Here is an 18,132-nt window from a genome sequence, read left to right on the forward strand (position 1 = left end):
ACCACTTCTCGGGGCTTGACCGGCCCCGCAAGACCCCCGGCGGGAGAACCCCTGCCGAAGCCTTCAACGAGTACCTACAATCAACCCAACAAGCCGGTGTTGCAACCACCGGTTGAACCCGGTCAATTCCGAAGCCGCCGATACGTCCACCGCCTACGGCACCACCAGCTCGTCGGGTCCATGGGCCGGGTCGGCGCCGCCGGGGACGACGCCGCAATGGAATCGTTCTTCGCACTGCTGCAGAAGAACGTCTTGGACCGCAAGCGCTGGAGGATGAGAGAGGAGCTCCGCATCGGGATCATCACCTGGATCGAGCGCACCTATCATCGACGCCGCCGACAGAGGCCCGCCTGGGCTGATTAACCCCCATCGAACACGAGACCATCATGAACCCAGCCGTGAGCCTCGCGGCCTAACACCCCAACTGTCACCTGTTCGTGCGGCAGCCCCTTCCTCAAGGAAGGGATCACAGCGGGCGACAGCGCAGATTCGTGCGGGGAGTTCACCCTCACCATTCTTGCTGCCGTGGCTCAACTTGAACGCTCGATGATTCGTGAGCCCCAGGCTGAAGGCATCGCCCAGGCGAAGGCGCGCGGCGTCTATCGAGGTCGGCCCAAGGCGCTGACTGCCGATGAGGTGGAGGAGGCTCGTCGGCGGGTGGCCGCAGGGGTACCCGCTCTCTCGCGTGGCCCGTGAAGCAGGGGTAAGCCGGAGCGTCATGAGCGACGCGGTGAAGGCGCGCGGGGCTTACGCCATTCCGTCAGGAGTCGCCTGAAAGTTGGCACCACGGGCGTCGGGCGCAAGGCATGGTCGGGTAGACGTGCGGCCTCAGTCGTCATCCAGGTGGAGCCGCAGGTTGTAAGGGCGCGGCATTGGGACGTCATCCAACCCGATTTCGTTTCGTAGGCTCATGCGCAGAGCGAAAATCACGGGGTCTAGCGAGCCTTCCCTAGTCTCCACGAACTGGACCATGAACTTCGAAGCCGCATCGATCTCTTCCCTACCGCCCAGCAGCATGATGTCTGAGAAGGCCGCTTCCAGGTCGTCCCGATGCTCTCTGGTCAGACGATCCCGGTTAGATGCCCGAATGAGACGCCGGTAAGCGCTCAGTAGGAAGTCCACGCGCTGAGTGCGCCTGGTGCCCAGGGCTTCGCGCTGGAGCGTCAGCCGGTGCACAAGAAGGCCGCCGACGGTGGCACCGAGGGTCGCGGAGAGGAGGGGAACGGCGACAGCCAGCCAGCCTGTCACTTCTTCGCCCCAGAGGTTAATCCGCTACGGAACTCCACCACGTCCCCATCCTGCATCACATACTCCTTGCCCTCCATGCGCACCTTGCCCGCGGCCTTCGCATCGGCCATGGACCCGGCGGCCATGAGGTCGTCGTAGGAGACGATCTCCGCCTTGATGAAGCCCCGCTCGAAGTCCGAGTGGATCACCCCGGCGGCCTTGGGGGCGGTGTCGCCCTGGTTGATGGTCCACGCGCGGGCCTCCTTGGGGCCGGCGGTGAGGTAGGTCTGCAGGCCCAGGGTGGAGAAGCCCACGCGGGCCAGCTTGTCCAGGCCGGACTCGTCCTGGCCCTCCATCTCCAGCATCTCGCGGGCCTCCTCCTCGGAGAGCTCCACCAGATCGGCCTCGAGCTTCGCGTCCAGGAACACGCACTGCGCGGGCGCCACCAGCGCCTCCAGCTCAGCCTGACGCTCGGGTGAGGACAGCACGCCCTCGTCCGCGTTGAACACGTAGATGAACGGCTTGGCGGTGAGCAGATTCAGCTCACGCAGGTTGTCAGTGTCCAACTTCTCGGACCCGGCGGCCTCGAAGATCGTGCGCCCCTCCGCCAGCACCTTCTCCGCAGCCTGGTACGCCGCGAGCTGCTCGGGCGAACCCTTCTTGATCTTGACCTGCTTCTCAAGCTTGGGGATCGCGTTCTCCAGCGTCTGCAGGTCCGCCAGGATCAACTCGGTGTTGATGGTCTCCATGTCGGAGGCGGGATCGATCTTGCCGTCCACGTGGATCACGTCCGGGTCGTCGAACGCGCGCACCACCTGGGCGATCGCGTGCGCCTCACGGATGTTGGCCAGGAACTGGTTGCCCAGCCCCTCCCCCTCGGACGCGCCCTTCACGATGCCCGCGATGTCCACGAAGGACACCGTGGCCGGCACGATCTTCTGCGAGTCGTGCAGCTCCGCGAGCTTCTCCAGCCGCTCGTCCGGCAGGTTCACCACGCCCACGTTCGGCTCGATGGTCGCGAACGGATAGTTCGCGGCGAGCACCGTGTTGCGCGTGAGCGCGTTGAACAGGGTTGATTTTCCGACGTTCGGCAGACCGACGATTCCGATAGTAAGAGCCACGGTCCGCCATCTTACCGGGGCCGCCCGACGACGCCGCCACGCGACTCCGCGGCCCACCCCACCCCTGACACATGTCACGCCCCACTCGTGACAATCAGCAGTTCAGCGCCGACCCGCCGCACGGGAATCTGGACCCATGAACATCACACACCCACCGCAGCCCCACTCCCCCGCCATCCAGGTGCAGGGCGCCGTCAAGACCTTCCGCACCCGCTCCGAGACGGTCCGCGCCGTGCAGGGAGTCTCGCTGGAGATCCCGCGCGGCGGCGTCGTCGCCCTGCTGGGGCCGAACGGCGCCGGAAAGACGACCCTGCTGGACATGGTACTCGGCATGAGCGAGCCCACCTCCGGCGCGGTGAGCGTGTGCGGCGAGCGCCCGCGCGCGGCCGTGGCCCACGGGAAGGTGGGCGCGGTGCAGCAGGTGGGCGGGCTGCTCGCGGACCTGAGCGTGCGCGAGACCGTGACCATGATCGCGTCCCTCTACCCGGACCACCTGCCCGTAGACGAGGCGCTGGAACGGGCGGGGGCGGCGTCGTTCGCGCGCCGGAAGGTGGCCAAGTGCTCGGGCGGACAGCAGCAGCGGGTCCGCTTTGCCCTGGCCCTGCTCCCGCGCCCCGAGCTGCTCGTGCTGGACGAGCCGACCGCGGGCATGGACGTGCAGTCCCGCACCGAGTTCTGGGACGCGATGCGCGCCGAGACCGAGCGCGGACTCACGGTCGTGTTCGCCACGCACTACCTCCAGGAGGCGGAGGACATTGCCGAGCGGATCGTCCTGATGGATGCCGGGCGCGTCACGTTCGACGGCTCCGTGGACGAGCTGCGCTCCACGTCCCGGCACCACACCGTGTCCTTCGTGTGGCCGGCCAGCGAGCCGGTGCCCGAGTTCGCGGGCGCCACCGTCTCGCGCCGCTCGGAGTCCCGCGTGCACCTGCGCACCGAGGACGCGGACGCCCTCGCGCGCGAGCTGCTGACCCGCACCCCCGCGAGCGCCCTGGAGATCTCCCGCGGCGGCCTGGACGAGGCGTTCGCGGCGTTGGTCCGGCACGACGACGCCGCGTGAGCCCGCACGCCCGTAGCTCACATCCCCTGAACCGCACCCCGACCCCGAGGAGACCGTCATGTCCCTGACCTACACCGCCCACGACGTGCGGCGGAACCTCCGCTCGATCCCCAACCTGGTGTTCGTGGCCCTGCTGCCCGCCGTGCTGTTCATCCTGTTCGGCGCGGTGCAGGGCTGGTCCGACGCCCGCCTGCCCGGGGGAAACGTCTCCGCGTACGTGATGGTGTCGATGGCCGTCTACGGGGCCGTCACCGCCACCACCGCCATCTCCGCCGGCGCGGCCGTGGAACGGTTGCAGGGCTGGGGCCGGCAGCTCGCCCTGACCCCCATGGGCACGGGCGGCTACGCGGCCACCAAGGTGGCGGTGGCTCTGCTGATCGCCGTGCTGCCCGTGGTCATCGTGTTCCTGGCGGGGGCGTTCACCAATGCCTCGATGGACGATCTCTGGCGCTGGGCACTGGCTGCCGTGCTGTGCGTGGTGGTCTCCGTGGTGTTCGCGTTCTACGGGCTGGCCGCGGGCCTGATCTTCCGCTCGGACACCGCCGTGGGGGCCGCCTCCGGCGCCCTGGTGGTGTTCGCGTTCTTCGGCAACGTGTTCATGCCGCTCTCCGGCGGGATGCTGACCGTCGCCCGCTTCACCCCCATGTATGGAATCGTGGGCATTGCCCGCTATCCCGTGACCGAAGGTGAGGTGGCCACCATGGGCGGTGCCCCGCAGACCGACAGCCTGCTGTGGCTCGTGGTCAACGCCGTGGCCTGGGCCGCCGTGTTCGGGATCATCGCGCTGCTGGCCGCCCGGACCTCCACGGCCCGCCGATGAGCGCCCCCACAGGGACCGCCCCGCGCCCACGCACCGAGGAGCCCGAGCACGACTGGTCCGACCTGCTGTTCGCCACCGTCTGGCTCGTGTTCCTCGTCATTCCCGCCGCGGCACTGCTGCAGAATGACGAGCCGATCTGGGCCAGGGCCCTGGGACTGCTCGGACTGGCGCTCTTCGCCGGGCTCTACACGGTCTCCTGGATCCGGCAGATTCTGCTTCCGTACCTGAGCGTGCTGGGCAACGCCGTGCTGTGGTGCGCGGTCCTGCTGGTGCCGCTGACCCTGCTGCTGCCGGCCTCGCCGTGGGGCATGACCTACACGGCACCGTTCTTCGTGGCCGTGTGCGCGTTCCGGCTGCCCCTGCGCCAGGGCATCCTGGCCTCGCTCCTGATCGAGGTGGCGGCCCTGGTGCCGTTGCTCATGCTGCTCCCCCGGGAGCAGTGGTTCTGGCCGCTGTTCGGCCTGGTCCCGTCCGGACTGATCATCCTGCTCTCCCGCTTTGCCGTGGAGCGCTCCGAGACCCACGAGCGCCTGGCCCGCGAGCTCGCGGTCTCCCGCCAGCGCGAGGCCGTGGGCCGGGACGTCCACGACATCCTGGGCCACTCCCTCACGGTCATCACCGTCAAGACCCAGCTCGCCCAGCGTCTCGTGGAGACGGACCCGCGCCGCGCCGTCGCCGAACTCGACGACGTCCTGGCCCTGTCTCGCGAAGCCCTCACCGACGTGCGCTCCACGGTGGGCAGGCTGCGCGACCTGGATCTGGGCGTCGAGCTCGTCCAGGCACGCGCGGCCCTGCGCGCCGCCGGGATCACCCCGCACCTGCCGTCCTCGGTCCCGCCCCTGGACGCCGTCACCCGTTCCGTGTTCGCATGGATCCTGCGCGAGGCCGTGACCAATGTGGTTCGCCACTCGGGCGCCGCTCACTGCCGCGTGACGCTCACCGGTTCGTCGCTTCGCATCGCGGACGACGGCGCACGGGCCGCGGGTGCCTCCACTCACCACTCAGCGCGAACCGACACCGCCGCTCGTCCGGGCGGCGGGGCGCCCTCAACGAGCCGCCCGCGCCCCGACGACGCCGCGGCGGATGCTCCCTATCGGAACGGGGTGGGGCCTGTCGGCCCGGACACGCCGCGGCCGGTGCGTGCCGGGGCCCGCGGTGAGGCGACGTCATCGCGCTCCGGACCCGAGGCGAGCACCGGGGGCGGTGCCGCCGAACCGGAGCTGCGAGAGGGCAACGGCATCCGCGGCATAAAGGAGCGGGCACGGGCGGCGGGATGCGAGGTGACCGTCGCGCGGGATCCCCGGGGCGGCACGATCGTGGAGGTGAGGCGGGCATGACCGAGATCCGAGTGCTGATCGCGGACGACCAGGCCCTCGTGCGCGCCGGACTGGCCGCCCTGCTAGACCTGGAACCGGACATCACCGTGGTGGCCCAGGCCGCCGACGGCGCCGAGGCGGTCGCTCTTGCCGGGGAGCTCCCCGTGGACGTGGCCCTGCTGGACATCGAGATGCCCGGCCTCACCGGCCTGGAGGCCACCGAGCGGATCGTGGCCGCCGGGCGCGGGACGCGGTGCCTGATGGTCACCACGTTCGACCGCCCCGGCTACCTGCGGCGCGCGTTCGACGCCGGGGCGTCCGGTTTCGTGGTCAAGGACACCCCCGCGGCGGAGCTCGCGGAGGCCATCCGGAAGGTGCACGCGGGGCTGCGCGTGGTCGACCCGGCGCTGGCCGAGAAGTCCCTGCTGGCCGGGCCGAACCCCCTGACCCCGCGGGAGCAGGACGTGCTGCGCGAGGCGTCCCACGGGGCTTCGGCGGGGCAGATCGGGCGGGCCCTGCACCTCTCCGCGGGGACGGTGCGCAACCACCTGTCCTCGGCGATCGGCAAGACCGGAACCGCCAACCGGACCGAGGCGGTGGCCGTCGCCGCGCGCAACGGGTGGCTGTAGCCCTCCGGATCCGGAGACGAGCCCCGCCGGGGCGCTTATGCGTGTCAGACGGAATTGTCATGGTGAGCGCATGGACGCTTCGGTGATGGCTCAGGTGTGGTGGTTGTGGGCGCTGTTCGCCCTCGTGGTGGGTGTGGTGCTGGGGTACGTGCTGGCCCATCAGAAGTCCACGGCGCTGGAGACCGAGCTGGAACAGGCCCAGGAGCAGCGGATTGCCGCGCTGCAGGACGGCGCCTCCGCCCGGGCGGCCGCGGAGCAGCTCGAGCAGCGGGTGGAGTCCCTGGAGGCTCGAGCCGTGCAGGACCAGGACGTCATGCGTGCCCTGGCGCCGCTCAACGAGCAGCTCTCCTCCGTGGGACGCCACGTGAACCAGTTGGAGCGGGACCGCGCCGCGCAGTTCGGCGCCGTGGCCCAGGCGCTGGAGGCCGCTCGCACCACGGACCAGCAGCTGCTTCAGGCCACCGGGTCATTGGAGTCCTCCCTGCGCTCCACCACGGCACGCGGGGCGTGGGGCGAGATGCAGCTGCGCCGCGTGGTGGAGGCCGCCGGGATGATCCGCCACGTGGACTTCACCGAGCAGGCCGTCCGCACCACCGATTCGGGGGTGCAGCGCCCGGACATGGTCATCAACCTCCCGGGTGCACAGTCCGTGGTGGTAGACGCAAAAGCCCCCATGAACTCCTACCTGGATGCCCAGGCCGTCCCCGCGGACGGCTCCCCCGAGAACGGGACTCGTCGGGCCCAGCTACTCGCGGCCCATGCCAAGGCTCTCCGCTCGCACGTGAGCACGCTGGGTTCCAAGAAGTACTGGTCCGCGGAGGAGAGCTCCCCCGAACTCGTGATGTGCTTCGTGCCCGTCGAGTCCGCCCTCGCCGCCGCGCTGGACGCGGACGCCTCCCTGCTGGACTACGCCGCGCAGCAGAACGTGGCCCTGGTGTCACCGGTGTCCCTGCTCGCGTCCCTGAAAGCCGTGGCATTTAGCTGGCGCCAGGCCACCCTCACGGACAACGCGCGAGAGCTGTACCGACTGTCCCGGGAGCTCTACGACCGGATGGGCTCGGTGGGCAAGCACCTGTCCGACATGGGCGGATCACTGCGGCGCTCCGTGGACGGGTACAACAAACTCGTGGGGTCGCTGGAATCACGGGTGCTGCCCTCGGCCCGGAAGATCGCCGAACTGGATCCCACGAGCACGGGAACCGATGCCCTGGACACCAAACCCGTGGACTCGGTCCCCCGGCCGCTGACGGCCACGGAATTCGTGGAGGACTGACGCGGCTCAGCGGGTGGGCTTGGCCCCGCGGCCGCCCAACCGACGGGACGTGTCCCCGTCCTGGGCCAGCTTGGCGCGCAGTTCCTTGGGCAGGGAGAAGAGGATGTCCTCCTGGGCGGTCTCCACTTCCTTCACAGATCTGTAGCCGTACTCGGCGAGCAGGTCCAGGACCTGGCGGACGAGAACCTCGGGAACCGAAGCACCGGAGGTCACGCCGACGGTTGCGACACCCTCGAACCAGGACTCGTCCACCTGATGGGCGAAGTCCACGCGTTCGGCGCGCCGGGCCCCGTACTCGAGGGCCACCTCCTTGAGGCGCACGGAGTTCGACGAGTTAGCCGAGCCCACCACGATCACCAGGTCCGCTTGCGGGGCGATCTCCTTGATCGCCGCCTGGCGGTTGGAGGTCGCGTAGCAGATGTCGTCGCTGGGGGGATCGATCATGTTGGGGAACCGGGCACGCAACCGGTTCACGGTCTCCATGGTCTCGTCCACGCTCAACGTGGTCTGGGACAGCCACACGAGTTTGTCCGGGTCCTGGACCTCGATGCTGTCCACGTCCTCCGGGGAGTTCACGATCTGGATGTGTTCGGGGGCCTCCCCGAACGTGCCCTCGACCTCTTCGTGGCCCACGTGGCCGATGAGCAGGATCTCGTAGTCGCTCTTGGCGAAGCGCACGGCCTCGCGGTGCACCTTGGTCACGAGCGGGCACGTGGCGTCGATGGTGTGGAGGTTGCGGTCGTGGGCGGACTGCACCACGGCCGGAGACACCCCGTGGGCGGAGAACACCAGCAGGGAGCCCTCGGGCACCTCGTCCGTCTCCTCCACGAAGATCGCACCGCGCTCCTCGAGGGTCTGGACCACGTGCTTGTTGTGCACGATCTCCTTGCGCACGTACACCGGGGCACCGTAGTGCTCGAGCGCCTTCTCCACGGCGATCACCGCGCGATCCACGCCCGCGCAGTATCCGCGCGGCGCGGCCAACAGGACCTTGCGCTCTCCGGTGACCGGAGCGGCGTCGGCAATTTCCTGGGGGGTGCGACGAACCCGGGGAACGGTGGGCATGGACAGGTCAACCACAGTGGACATGTCCTTAATGGTAAGTGACCATACGGGAGCGCACCACGGCGCCGATCACACCCACCAGGGCCACGCACGCGGCACCGATCATGCCCGTGACGCTGCGTCCCACGAAGGATTCTCGCAGCAGAGTGATGATCTGTTCCGTGACCAGGTGCGCCACGGGTTCCACACCGGACGCGTCCACCACGGAGCTCGCGGCCCACAGCACCATGGCGAGTAGGACACCGGTAAACAACACACCGGCCAGGCCCACCCCGGCGATCGCGAGCCACCGCCGCGGGCTGACCACCACGGCGAGCACCGCGAGCAACCCCACGAGCCACGGCAGCGCATACCGCCATTGGGCGAGCCACACCAGGGCGTCCAGTACGCGACCGGTCTCGGCACCGGGGACCGTCATGGTCAGATCGTTGCGGGCGATCCCCGGGGAGATCCCGATGACGTCCTCGACCTGGTGATCCACGGCGGCGCCCAACGCGGTGGCGTCCACCACGAGGTGTTCGGGCGCGTCCGCGGAATCGGCGCTCAGGGGTACGTTCGCGTCGTGGGTGTCCTGCAGGACCTGGATCCACGTCCCCTGTTGCTCGGGGGCGGTGAGCCAGGATTGTGCGGCGGTGACCGCCGTTTCCCGGACCCGCTCGATGGCCTGGTCCACGGGTTCGATCCCGACCTCGACGTCGCTCAGGGCGTTGAACGTCGCGCGGTCCAGGACGGTGCGCACGAGTTCGTCCTGGAAGGTCGTCTCGGTAACCACGGCCGCCGCGGTGTCCTGGAACCCCGAGGGCGAGAGCAGATGGTCCTGGATCCAGGTCAGCCCCAGCCACGCGGCGAACCCCGCACCGGCCAGGATCGCGCACAGGGCGGCGCACAGGCTGCGCAGCAGCGCCGCGGGACGGGATGACGGAGATGAGCTCACGACTCCAATGTACGGAGAACCGGCTGTGCGTGTCCCCGTCGGGTGATACTTATGTCCCATGAGTACGTGGCCCCCGAGCGAAGACACCGGCGCACCGGAACGCCCCGCCGAGACGCCCCGGTTGGCACGGGACACCACCCCGGAGAATCCGTGGCCGCTCAGCAAGCTGTCGCACGGGCTGCATGGGTGGATCGAACGCGCACCTGCGGCCTGGGTCGAGGGTCAGGTGATCGAGGTCAACCACCGCGCCCGCGTCTCCTACGTGACGCTGCGCGACCTCCACGACGAGGTCTCGGTCAGCGTCACCATGTTCAAGGCGGAGATGTCCCGGTTGGAGCGCCCCCTCGAACGGGGCTCCCGGGTGATCGTTAACCTCAAGGCGGATCTGTACGTCAAGACCGGGCGGCTGTCCATGATCGGGCGGGACATCCGCCCCGTGGGTCTGGGGGACCTCCTGGAACGCCTCGAACGATTGCGGCGAGCGCTCGCGGAAGAGGGTCTGTTCGATCCCGCCCACAAGAAACCTCTCCCGGTGCTGCCCCACCGGGTCGGGTTGATCACCGGGCGCAATTCCGATGCCGAGAAGGACGTGGTGCGCAACGCCACCAACCGGTGGCCGGGTGTGCAATTCGAGATCCGCGAGGTTCCGGTCCAGGGAGCCGGTTCGGCGCGCGCCGTGGTCCAAGCCCTCGCGGAACTCGACGCCATGGACGCCGTGGACGTGATCGTGATCGCCCGCGGCGGGGGCGCGTTCGAGGACCTGTTGTCGTTCAGCGACGAATCCGTGCTGCGCGCGGTGTTCGCCGCCCACACGCCGGTCGTCAGCGCGATCGGTCACGAGAACGACCAACCGCTGCTGGATTACGTCGCAGACCTGCGCGCCTCCACTCCCACGGATGCGGGCAAACGCATCGTCCCGGACGTGCACGAGGAACGCCTTCGCATTGCCCAGGCGCGCGGAGCCCTGGACCGTGCCGTGGCCACCATGATCGAGCGCGAACACCAGGGGCTCGAGACCATGCGGTCCCGGCCTTCCCTGGCCCAGCCGGACTCCATGATCCTGGTCCGTGAGGAGGACCTGGATCGCTGGCGTTCGCGCGCGTGGTCCGCGGTGAACGCCCAGACCGTGCGAGCGCAGGACACGGTGGCCCAGATGCGCGCCCGCGTGCGTGCTCTGTCCCCGCAGCAGACATTGGAGCGCGGTTACGCGGTTGTGCAGACCCCGGACGGTTCGGTCCTCACCGATGCACGCGACGCCTCCGAGGGGCAGGACCTCACCGTGCGCCTGGCCGCCGGGGAACTCGGGGTGAATGTTACCTCCCGCACCAACCGCCAGCCCGGGGACCACTGAACCCCGCCCTTCGATCTCCTCGACCCCACCGGAAGGACACACCGTGGCACAGCAGAACAGCAGCGAGCAGCCCAGCACCGGACAGGACGATTCCCGCCTCGGCGGCTCGGCCGGAACCCGCCCCGATCTCTCGGACGTGGACGGTCTGAGCTACGAGCAGGCCCGCGAGCAGCTCGTGGAGACCGTGGCCCGGCTCGAAGCCGGGGGCACCACCCTCGAGGAGTCCCTCCACCTGTGGGAACGGGGCGAGGCCCTGGCCACCCGCTGCGAGCAGTGGCTCGACGGCGCCCGCGAACGCCTCGACGCCGCCCGCGCCCGGCGCGAGGAGAACCGGGAGCAGGCGGCGTCGGAGGACTGACGCGCCGTCGGCGGACGGACGCAGTGGAGTCCGGTCACCGGTAAACCGCGGAGCGGCCCGGCCACGTCACCCCGTGGCGGGACGTCGCCCGGACCGTGGTCGGGGTCAGGAACCGGCTACTGGTGGTACCCGGAGAGGAACTCGCCGAGTCGATCCAGTGCGGTGTCCAGCATGTCCACCGCGGGCAGCGTGACCAGACGGAAGTGGTCCGGCTTGCCCCAGTTGAACGCGGTGCCATGGCTGAGCAGGATCTTCTGTTCCTTGAGCAGGTCCAGGGCGAACCGCTCGTCGTCCACGATCCCGAACTTCTCCACGTCCAGCTTGGGGAAGAGGTAGAGCGCACCGCGGGCCTGCTCGCACGTGACGCCGTCGATCTCGTTGAGCTTGCGGTGGGCGATGTCCCGCTGGGCCTTGAGCCGCCCGCCGGGGAGGATGAGGTCGTTGATCGACTGGTATCCACCCAGCGCCGTCTGGATCGCGTGCTGTGCGGGCACGTTGGCGCACATACGCATGTTGGCGAGCAGCTTGATGCCCTCCAGGTAGGACTCCGCGCGCCAGTTCGGTCCGGTGATCGCGAGCCACCCGGAGCGGTAGCCGGCCACCCGGTAGGCCTTGGACAGCCCCGAGAACGTCAGGCACAGCACGTCCTCACCAGTGAGGGACGCGGTGTTGATCATCTCGGCGTCGTCGTAGGTGATCTTCTCGTAGATCTCGTCCGAGAACAGGATGAGCTCGTGTTCCTTGGCCAGGTCCACGATCTTCTGCAGGGTCTCGCGTGAGTAGACCGCACCCGTGGGGTTGTTGGGGTTGATGATCACGATGCCCTTGGTGCGCGAGGTGATCTTGGATTCCATGTCCTCGAGATCCGGGTTCCACCCGTTCTCCTCGTCGCACGTGTAATGCACGGGCGTGCCGCCGGACAGCGCCACCGACGCCGTCCACAGGGGGTAGTCCGGTGAGGGGATGAGGATCTCGTCGCCCGGATTGCACAGTGCCTGCAGGGTCATGGTGATCAGCTCGGAGACACCGTTGCCCAGGTAGACGTCGTCGGTGTCCAGGTTCATGATCCCGCGCGTCTGGTAGTACTGCACCACCGCGGTGCGCGCGGAGTAGATGCCCCGGGAGTCCGAGTAGCCCTGCGCGTTCGGCAGGTTCTTGATCATGTCCACCAGGATGGCGTCCGGTGCCTCGAAGCCGAAGGGTGCGGGGTTGCCGATGTTCAGGCGCAGGATGCGCTGACCCGCGGCCTCCATCTTCTCCGCCTGCTCGAGCACGGGCCCGCGGATGTCGTAGAGGACGTTCTTCAGTTTGTCGGACTGTTTCACCTTAGCCATGGGGTCACCATACTCGGCGCCCCCATCCCGATTCGGTCGGCACGCGGCGGTGCTCCACGGCTCAAGGGCCCACGGCGTCGCTCGCTGCCTCCCGTCGCACGTCAGCACTTCTCGGATCACGTCAGCGCGGCTGCTCGCGTAGGAACGTCGCCGTCTGTTCGGGGCTCATCGCGGGATCGGACCCGCCCGCGAGCCGGGTGATGGTCGTCAGGTCCTCCGACGTGAGATCTGCCGAGACCGCGTTCGCCGAGGCCACCGCCCGGTCGTCCATGCCCTCGGAGCTGAGCACCACCGCGCGCTCCGGGCGGAACAGTCGGTTCGGATCGTCCAGTTCCACAAGCCCGTCGTCGTCGATCGCGGGTTCGGAGGAACGCAGCACCGCGGCCTGCACCTCGTCGCTCAGCAGAGCATTCACGAGCTCACCGGTGGTTGCGAACTCCGGCGCCGCCTTGGGCGCGCAGTCGTAATAGGCCTTCAGCCCGCGCTCTCCCTGGGCGCTGTCCGCGTAGCCTCGGGCCATCCCCACGGCCATCTCGGGGCAGTGCTCCCCGATCGTGTTCAGGCCCTCCAGGTTGAACTGCGCGTTCGTCGCGGCCGTGACCACCACGCGGTCCGTACGTTGCGCGGACGACGAATCGAGCACGGTCAGCCCGCGCGGCAGTGCCCCGGGCAGGGCGCGGTACACGTCGTCGTCGGACGGCCCGGTCTCCCCCGTGATGCCGAGCAACTGCCCGAGCGAGTCCAGCAGCCCGCGCGGGGCGCCCGTGTCCGGGGTGGGGGAACGTGTGGACGAGGGGTTCGCACTCGGTTGCGGCGAGGCAGGCCGCTCGTTCTGCCGCGTGTACACGTACAGATCCCCGGTGAAGTCGGGGACCATGGTCGCGTGGCCGGCCTGCAGGGCGTCCACGATCTGTTCGCGCGTGGTCCCCACGTCCACCACGCTCGCGGTGATCCCGTCCGCGGCCAGCTGCTGTTGATACAGGTGCGCCAGCACGCGGGTCTGCAGGTCCACGCCGGTCGCAATCTTCACGGTGGGCTCCCCCGTGGCGTTCGACGGCGACGCCTGGCTCGCCGTCTCCGTGTCCGGCCCGCCGGTCCCGCCACCCGCGCCGCACGCGTTCAGCAGGAGGGCGCCGCTCGCGAGCGCGGCGACGGCGCGCAGCCGCACCCCGTGACTCACCGGTCCCGGCCGGGCTCGGTGGCCACGTCCTGCTCGGGGATGTCCTCGGGTGGGGTGTCCGGGTCCGCAACGGCGCTCGTGAGCCCGGAGAGTCGCAGGCCCTGGTCCACGAGGTCCAGGCGCTTGAGGGAGTCGATGCGTGCGATCGGGAACCACGCGGCGTCGTCGGACGAACCATTCTGCTCGACCGCCAGGTCACCGCCCGTGACGTGGGCGGTGTACAGGACGCGGCACGCGTGATTGCCACGGGGCTGACCGTCCAGGCGCTGCTCGGGGGTCATCCAGTAGCTGTGCACGCCCACCAGGCCATCCGATTCCACGTGGAAACCGGTCTCCTCGAAGACCTCCCGGATCATGGTCTGCTCCGGCTGCTCCCCCGGTTCCATGCCGCCGCCGGGAAGGGTCCACGCGCCGTCGAACCCCGGGTGGCGGGGGTTCCAGTGCGTCAACAGCACGTGCTCGTCGCGGGTGATCAGGGCATAGGCGCCCACGCGGGAATCGAACGGCTTGCTCATGAGCGCCAGTCTACTGACGCGTTCCGGGTGACCCCTGACAGCGGACCGGTTTCCCCGGGGCGGTGCGGGCACGGCAGGGTGCGGTCGGTGCGACGCGCGGGCGGGGCCCATAATGTCCGGGTGAGCATCGTGGAGAACGCCATTTACCGCAACGGGCGCAGGGTCGAGTCGCCCCGGTCCCTCGAGGAGACGTACGACCTGCTGCAGCGGATGCTGGAGCATCCCGGGGAGCCCTCCGCGTCCGAGAGCGGGGACGCGGTCGTGGCGTGGATCGGGCTGTACCGGCCCGAACCGGACGAGGTCCGCTCGCTCGCCGAGCACTTCCACCTGCACGAGCTCGCCGTCGAGGACACCGTCCAGGCGCACCAGCGCCCCAAGATGGAACGCTACGGCGAGACGCTGTTCACCGTGATCCGCCCGGCGGTCTACCAGGACGCGACCGAGACCGTGGAGATCGGTGAGATCCACATCTTCACCGGACCCCATTTCGTGATCACCATCCGTCACTCCGAGTCCAGCGGCGTGGGGCGGGTTCGTAAGCGGGTCGAGGAGGACCGGGAGCTGTTGTGCTTCGGTCCGGACGGCGTGCTGTACGCGTTGCTGGACCAGATCGTGGACGACTACTTCCCCGTGCTCGACGGTCTCGAGAACGACATCGACGAGATCGAGGACGCCCTGTTCGCCGGGCAGCCGAACGTCTCGCAGCGGATCTACGAGCTCGCCCGGGAGATCAACGACTTCCACCGCGGGGTGGCCCCGCTCAGCCACGTGATGCAGCGTTACTTCACGGGCTTCACCAAGTACGGTACGCACGAGGAACTGCAGCACCGGTTGCGGGACGTGCTGGATCACGTGATCCAGGTCAGCGGGAAGCTCGAATCCATGCGGGCCTCGCTCACCGATGCCATGAGCGTGGATTCCACCCTCACCACGGCGCGGCAGAACGAGGCCGCCATGCAGCAGAACGAACAGATGAAGAAGATCTCCTCGTGGGCGGCGATCCTCTTCGCGCCGTCCATCGTGGGCTCGATCTACGGCATGAACTTCACCCACATGCCCGAGCTCGACTGGCGCCTGGGTTACCCCATGTCCCTGGGCCTCATGCTGCTCGTGGCCGTGGTGCTCTACGCGGTATTCAAGGTCAAGAACTGGTTGTGACGCGCGCAACGCGTCGGTTCGCTGGGGCGCGGACGGGCCGCACGGTGGGACGGTCCGGGGGCGACGTCGGCGGGTGACGTCCGCGGGCGACGTCGTCCGGCGGCCCTCTCGGAGGCCGCTCCCGCTCCGCGTTGAGCGGGCACGCATCCCGGGCCATTACCCTGGCGGGGATGGACAACTGGGAATTCTGGCTCGACAAACCGTTCCGCGTGGTGCTCGTGTTGCTGGGCGCCGTGGTGGTCTCCGCGCTCGTGCGCCTACTGATCCGCAAGATCACCCGGGGGATTGCACGCGGCACCCAATCGCGGATCATCAAGCGCTTCGACCACGGCCAGGCCCGCTGGGTGCAGGACGCGGGGCTGGCATCCGAACGCCAGAGCCTGCGGGCCAGGACCATCGGAGCGGTGCTCTCGTCCGTGTCCACCGTGGCGGTGTGGGCGATCGCGATCCTCATGATCATCTCGGAACTCGGGTACAACATCGGCCCGGTGCTCGCCTCCGCGGGCATCGCGGGCGTGGCGCTGTCCTTCGGTGCGCAGTCCCTGGTCAAGGACTACCTCTCCGGGATCTTCATGGTCGCGGAGGACCAATTGGGCATCGGTGACTCCGTGGATCTCGGTGAGGCCGTGGGCACCGTGGAGAACGTGGGGTTGCGCGTGACCCAGGTCCGGGACGTGAAGGGCACCCTGTGGCACGTGCGCAATGGCGAGATCCTGCGCGTGGGCAATCAGTCCCAGGGCTGGGCCCGCTGTGTTCTGGACATCCCCGTGCCCTACGACACCAACATCGACCTGATCGCGGACATGATCGAACACGAAGCCCGGCTCGTGCGTGACGATCCGGACGTGGGTCCCAGCATCGTCGCGGACCCCGAGGTGTGGGGTGTGGAGAACATCTCGGGTGAGAGCATCACGATCCGGTTGGCCGTCAAAACCGCTCCCCTCGAGCAGTGGGACGTGGCCCGCGTGATGCGGGTGCGGATCAAAAAAATGCTCGACCGGGACGGGCTGCGCATCCCGCTGACCAACCAGGTCACGGTGCGCACGGGGGCCGAGCCCGAGACACAGGGAGAAGCACCCACCACGTCCTTCCCCGTGCCGCGTGTGCCTACGACCGGCAAGCTGCGCACCACCCCGGTGCGCCCCGAACCCGTGGACGTGGACAGCCACACCCCGGACGGCCGCACCCCCAGCCGCGACGAGTCCGGCGAGGGAACCACGTCCGCAGAACGCCGCGGGGACGGCTGAGCGCGGGCCGTCAGCTCCGCTTCCGGCGGACTCCCCCACCCCGGGAGGGCCGCCCGCGTCCCGGCTTCGCCGCACTACGCTTCCCCGCCGATGACGCTGCTCGCCTGTCCCTGTCACGGGCCCCATCCTTGGTGCGGCCGCCGTCTCGCGGCGCTTCCCTGCCACTGGACTCCTTACGGCCACGCACGATCCCCACGAACCGCTGCACCGTGTCCTCGCCCTCGTCATCCAGGCCGCGAGGCCACACGAGGACCACGGGAACGGTGGGGGCGTCCGTGAGCTCTCTAAAGGTCACGTCCTTGCGGGCATGCAGGCGCGCCACGGACATCGGCAGCACCACGGGGCCCACGCCGGCGGCGGCGAGTTCGACGGCCATGGCGGCGTCGTCGATGTCGGCGTGCGCTTGCGGGGTGGACTCCTCGGTGAGCTGCGCCAGGGTGAGGGAGTCGAGGACGGTCAGGAGGTCGTCGGTGCTCAGCACCGCCACCTGCAGCTCGTCGTATAGGTGCACCGCATTGTGGGTGACCCGCAAGTCCTCGAGCGAAGGATCCCCCGGCGCCCAGCCGAGCCGGACGAAGCACGCAGTGACGGCGGCGCCGTGGAGCGCCGAGCGCCATTCCGCGGCCGGGACCAGGACGTCCCGCAGCTCGGGGTGCATCCTGCGCTCGCGCCACCGGCCGAACCACTTGCCGGGCATGACACCGGGGACGTACCCCACGGTGAACGCGCCCGGCTCCGCGGGCTCAGAGGGGGGTGTCGGGGTGTCCGCTGCGGCCATGCTCCCACCCTAAGTGCACCCGTGCGTGCGCCATGTCCGGGCCTGTCCAAGCTGGGCGTGCAGGCCCATCCGAGCGATACGTACGGCTTCGTGGCGCGCGGATGTGCGAAAACCGGCGCGGAGGGCTAGAGTGTTCCCTGTTGTTCGGGGCTTTAGCTCAGTTGGTAGAGCGTTTCGTTCGCAATGAAAAGGTCAGGGGTTCGATTCCCCTAAGCTCCACATTTTTCTCAGATCCCGTGTCCGGAAGGGCACGGGATCTTTGCTGTCCGCGCGCCGCGCTCCCGATCGATGGAGTCGGGAGCGCGGCCGCCGGACCGTCGCGAACATCTGTGCCCCGTGAAGACATGCGATTCGCCAAGGACATGTCTTTTCGGGACACACGTGCATCTCCACCCATTGCCCCCGGCAGAAGGGCCCCATGCCCCAGCACCGCAGCTACACGACGAGCGTCGCCAGCGTGTACCCGCACTACGTGACCAAGGCGGGGAAGAAGAGCCGCACCAAGGACGAGGTGGACCAGATCATCTGCTGGCTCACCGGATACTCCCCCGAGAAGCTGCGGAGCCAGCTCGAAAACGACGTCGATTTCCAGACCTCCTTCACCGACGCCCCTGCCATGGAGAAGATCCTCCGAGGCTGACCCGCCGCGCGCGGATACTGTGAGCCCATGAAGATCCTCGTGACCGGCTTCGAGCCCTTCGGTGGAGAGACGGAGAACGCGAGCGGCGTCGCCGTCGACATGCTCCGCGAGTTCGCGCCGAGCGAC

Annotated in this window: 19 protein-coding genes, 1 tRNA gene and 1 pseudogene; 13 read left to right on the forward strand and 8 right to left on the reverse strand. The window is 68.9% G+C overall.

Translation table 11 applies throughout. From position 1 onward, the window contains the following. Nucleotides 1–123: 123 nt before the first annotated feature. Both B3I25_RS05940 and B3I25_RS12420 read left to right on the forward strand, forming a co-directional pair. Nucleotides 124–416: pseudogene (locus B3I25_RS05940) on the forward strand (IS3 family transposase); the annotation flags it as partial. Between the two features lie 49 nt (nt 417–465). Next, nucleotides 466–696, forward strand: a complete 231-nt coding sequence (locus B3I25_RS12420; RefSeq protein ID WP_414672696.1) for a recombinase family protein — start codon at nt 466–468, stop codon at nt 694–696. A gap of 132 nt (nt 697–828) precedes the next feature. Here B3I25_RS12420 and B3I25_RS05945 read toward each other — a convergent pair whose 3' ends face one another. Together B3I25_RS05945 and ychF are read right to left on the reverse strand one after the other, a co-directional pair. Continuing rightward, on the reverse strand, nt 829–1,248 hold the full coding sequence (locus B3I25_RS05945; protein ID WP_286738273.1) for a hypothetical protein: 420 nt from the start codon (nt 1,246–1,248) through the stop codon (nt 829–831). Next, nucleotides 1,245–2,348: a redox-regulated ATPase YchF gene (gene ychF / locus B3I25_RS05950; RefSeq protein ID WP_286738274.1), complete on the reverse strand. Its 1,104-nt coding sequence runs from the start codon at nt 2,346–2,348 to the stop codon at nt 1,245–1,247. Before ychF ends, B3I25_RS05945 begins: the two co-directional genes overlap by 4 nt. Before the next feature lie 136 nt (nt 2,349–2,484). Between ychF and B3I25_RS05955 the strand changes: the two genes are divergently transcribed. The 5 genes from B3I25_RS05955 to rmuC all read left to right on the forward strand — a co-directional run bounded on the left by B3I25_RS05955 (nt 2,485) and on the right by rmuC (nt 7,446). Next, nucleotides 2,485–3,408 carry an ABC transporter ATP-binding protein gene (locus B3I25_RS05955; protein ID WP_286738275.1) on the forward strand — a complete coding sequence of 308 codons (924 nt, stop codon included), beginning with the start codon at nt 2,485–2,487 and terminating at the stop codon, nt 3,406–3,408. Between the two features lie 58 nt (nt 3,409–3,466). Then, on the forward strand, nt 3,467–4,228 hold the full coding sequence (locus B3I25_RS05960; RefSeq protein ID WP_286738276.1) for an ABC transporter permease: 762 nt from the start codon (nt 3,467–3,469) through the stop codon (nt 4,226–4,228). After that, nucleotides 4,225–5,565 (forward strand): sensor histidine kinase, encoded by a 1,341-nt coding sequence (locus B3I25_RS05965; protein ID WP_286738277.1) that lies wholly within the window; start codon nt 4,225–4,227, stop codon nt 5,563–5,565. The genes B3I25_RS05960 and B3I25_RS05965 overlap by 4 nt, the downstream gene beginning before the upstream one ends. Further along, on the forward strand, nt 5,562–6,173 hold the full coding sequence (locus B3I25_RS05970) for a response regulator transcription factor (RefSeq protein ID WP_058955245.1): 612 nt from the start codon (nt 5,562–5,564) through the stop codon (nt 6,171–6,173). The genes B3I25_RS05965 and B3I25_RS05970 overlap by 4 nt, the downstream gene beginning before the upstream one ends. Before the next feature lie 70 nt (nt 6,174–6,243). Beyond that, a complete protein-coding gene (gene rmuC, locus B3I25_RS05975) occupies nt 6,244–7,446 on the forward strand; it encodes a DNA recombination protein RmuC (protein ID WP_286738280.1) in 1,203 nt (400 codons plus the stop codon). Nucleotides 7,447–7,452: 6 nt separating this feature from the next. Here rmuC and B3I25_RS05980 read toward each other — a convergent pair whose 3' ends face one another. Next, on the reverse strand, nt 7,453–8,535 hold the full coding sequence (locus B3I25_RS05980; RefSeq protein ID WP_286738281.1) for a 4-hydroxy-3-methylbut-2-enyl diphosphate reductase: 1,083 nt from the start codon (nt 8,533–8,535) through the stop codon (nt 7,453–7,455). Between the two features lie 4 nt (nt 8,536–8,539). Continuing rightward, a complete protein-coding gene (locus B3I25_RS05985) occupies nt 8,540–9,445 on the reverse strand; it encodes a hypothetical protein (RefSeq protein WP_286738282.1) in 906 nt (301 codons plus the stop codon). 58 nt (nt 9,446–9,503) lie between these two features. On the opposite strand from B3I25_RS05985, the gene xseA reads away from it, so the two are divergent. Continuing rightward, nucleotides 9,504–10,796: an exodeoxyribonuclease VII large subunit gene (gene xseA / locus B3I25_RS05990; protein ID WP_131332518.1), complete on the forward strand. Its 1,293-nt coding sequence runs from the start codon at nt 9,504–9,506 to the stop codon at nt 10,794–10,796. A 43-nt stretch (nt 10,797–10,839) separates the two neighbouring features. Beyond that, complete coding sequence (locus B3I25_RS05995) at nt 10,840–11,154, forward strand: exodeoxyribonuclease VII small subunit (protein WP_396415663.1); 315 nt, start codon at nt 10,840–10,842, stop codon at nt 11,152–11,154. 116 nt (nt 11,155–11,270) lie between these two features. On the opposite strand, the gene B3I25_RS06000 is transcribed toward B3I25_RS05995, so the two are convergent. The 3 genes from B3I25_RS06000 to B3I25_RS06010 form a co-directional block, all read right to left on the reverse strand. Next, entirely contained in the window at nt 11,271–12,488 is a 1,218-nt protein-coding gene (locus tag B3I25_RS06000) for a pyridoxal phosphate-dependent aminotransferase (RefSeq protein ID WP_035965927.1), read from the reverse strand. A 121-nt stretch (nt 12,489–12,609) separates the two neighbouring features. Continuing rightward, nucleotides 12,610–13,668: a glycine betaine ABC transporter substrate-binding protein gene (locus tag B3I25_RS06005; RefSeq protein ID WP_286738285.1), complete on the reverse strand. Its 1,059-nt coding sequence runs from the start codon at nt 13,666–13,668 to the stop codon at nt 12,610–12,612. Beyond that, on the reverse strand, nt 13,665–14,183 hold the full coding sequence (locus B3I25_RS06010; protein ID WP_206478931.1) for an NUDIX hydrolase: 519 nt from the start codon (nt 14,181–14,183) through the stop codon (nt 13,665–13,667). The genes B3I25_RS06005 and B3I25_RS06010 overlap by 4 nt, the downstream gene beginning before the upstream one ends. A gap of 120 nt (nt 14,184–14,303) precedes the next feature. Between B3I25_RS06010 and corA the strand changes: the two genes are divergently transcribed. After that, the gene (corA, locus tag B3I25_RS06015) at nt 14,304–15,341 is read left to right on the forward strand and encodes a magnesium/cobalt transporter CorA (RefSeq protein ID WP_206478932.1); all 1,038 of its coding nucleotides are present in this window, start codon (nt 14,304–14,306) and stop codon (nt 15,339–15,341) included. A 170-nt stretch (nt 15,342–15,511) separates the two neighbouring features. Further along, the gene (locus B3I25_RS06020; protein WP_085106457.1) at nt 15,512–16,588 is read left to right on the forward strand and encodes a mechanosensitive ion channel family protein; all 1,077 of its coding nucleotides are present in this window, start codon (nt 15,512–15,514) and stop codon (nt 16,586–16,588) included. Between the two features lie 10 nt (nt 16,589–16,598). On the opposite strand, the gene B3I25_RS06025 is transcribed toward B3I25_RS06020, so the two are convergent. Beyond that, entirely contained in the window at nt 16,599–17,366 is a 768-nt protein-coding gene (locus B3I25_RS06025) for a LysR substrate-binding domain-containing protein (RefSeq protein WP_286738286.1), read from the reverse strand. A gap of 146 nt (nt 17,367–17,512) precedes the next feature. On the opposite strand from B3I25_RS06025, the gene B3I25_RS06030 reads away from it, so the two are divergent. After that, nucleotides 17,513–17,585: transfer RNA gene (locus B3I25_RS06030), tRNA-Ala, on the forward strand. Between the two features lie 199 nt (nt 17,586–17,784). Continuing rightward, the gene (locus B3I25_RS06035) at nt 17,785–18,006 is read left to right on the forward strand and encodes a DUF2200 family protein (protein WP_286738287.1); all 222 of its coding nucleotides are present in this window, start codon (nt 17,785–17,787) and stop codon (nt 18,004–18,006) included. Nucleotides 18,007–18,132 lie beyond the last annotated feature (126 nt).

Origin of the sequence: Kocuria sp. UBA1838, from assembly GCF_002338785.1 — a bacterium.
Lineage (GTDB): Bacteria > Actinomycetota > Actinomycetes > Actinomycetales > Micrococcaceae > Kocuria > Kocuria marina.

Coding starts and splice junctions, on each gene's coding strand:
- B3I25_RS05955 (WP_286738275.1), top strand. CDS start 2,485: ATGAACATCACACACCCACCGCAGCCCCACTCCCCCGCCATCCAGGTG.
- B3I25_RS05960 (WP_286738276.1), top strand. CDS start 3,467: ATGTCCCTGACCTACACCGCCCACGACGTGCGGCGGAACCTCCGCTCG.
- B3I25_RS05965 (WP_286738277.1), top strand. CDS start 4,225: ATGAGCGCCCCCACAGGGACCGCCCCGCGCCCACGCACCGAGGAGCCC.
- B3I25_RS05970 (WP_058955245.1), top strand. CDS start 5,562: ATGACCGAGATCCGAGTGCTGATCGCGGACGACCAGGCCCTCGTGCGC.
- rmuC (WP_286738280.1), top strand. CDS start 6,244: ATGGACGCTTCGGTGATGGCTCAGGTGTGGTGGTTGTGGGCGCTGTTC.
- B3I25_RS05980 (WP_286738281.1), bottom strand. CDS start 8,535: ATGTCCACTGTGGTTGACCTGTCCATGCCCACCGTTCCCCGGGTTCGT.
- xseA (WP_131332518.1), top strand. CDS start 9,504: ATGAGTACGTGGCCCCCGAGCGAAGACACCGGCGCACCGGAACGCCCC.
- B3I25_RS06000 (WP_035965927.1), bottom strand. CDS start 12,488: ATGGCTAAGGTGAAACAGTCCGACAAACTGAAGAACGTCCTCTACGAC.
- B3I25_RS06010 (WP_206478931.1), bottom strand. CDS start 14,183: ATGAGCAAGCCGTTCGATTCCCGCGTGGGCGCCTATGCCCTGATCACC.
- B3I25_RS06020 (WP_085106457.1), top strand. CDS start 15,512: ATGGACAACTGGGAATTCTGGCTCGACAAACCGTTCCGCGTGGTGCTC.
- B3I25_RS06025 (WP_286738286.1), bottom strand. CDS start 17,366: ATGGCCGCAGCGGACACCCCGACACCCCCCTCTGAGCCCGCGGAGCCG.
- B3I25_RS06035 (WP_286738287.1), top strand. CDS start 17,785: ATGCCCCAGCACCGCAGCTACACGACGAGCGTCGCCAGCGTGTACCCG.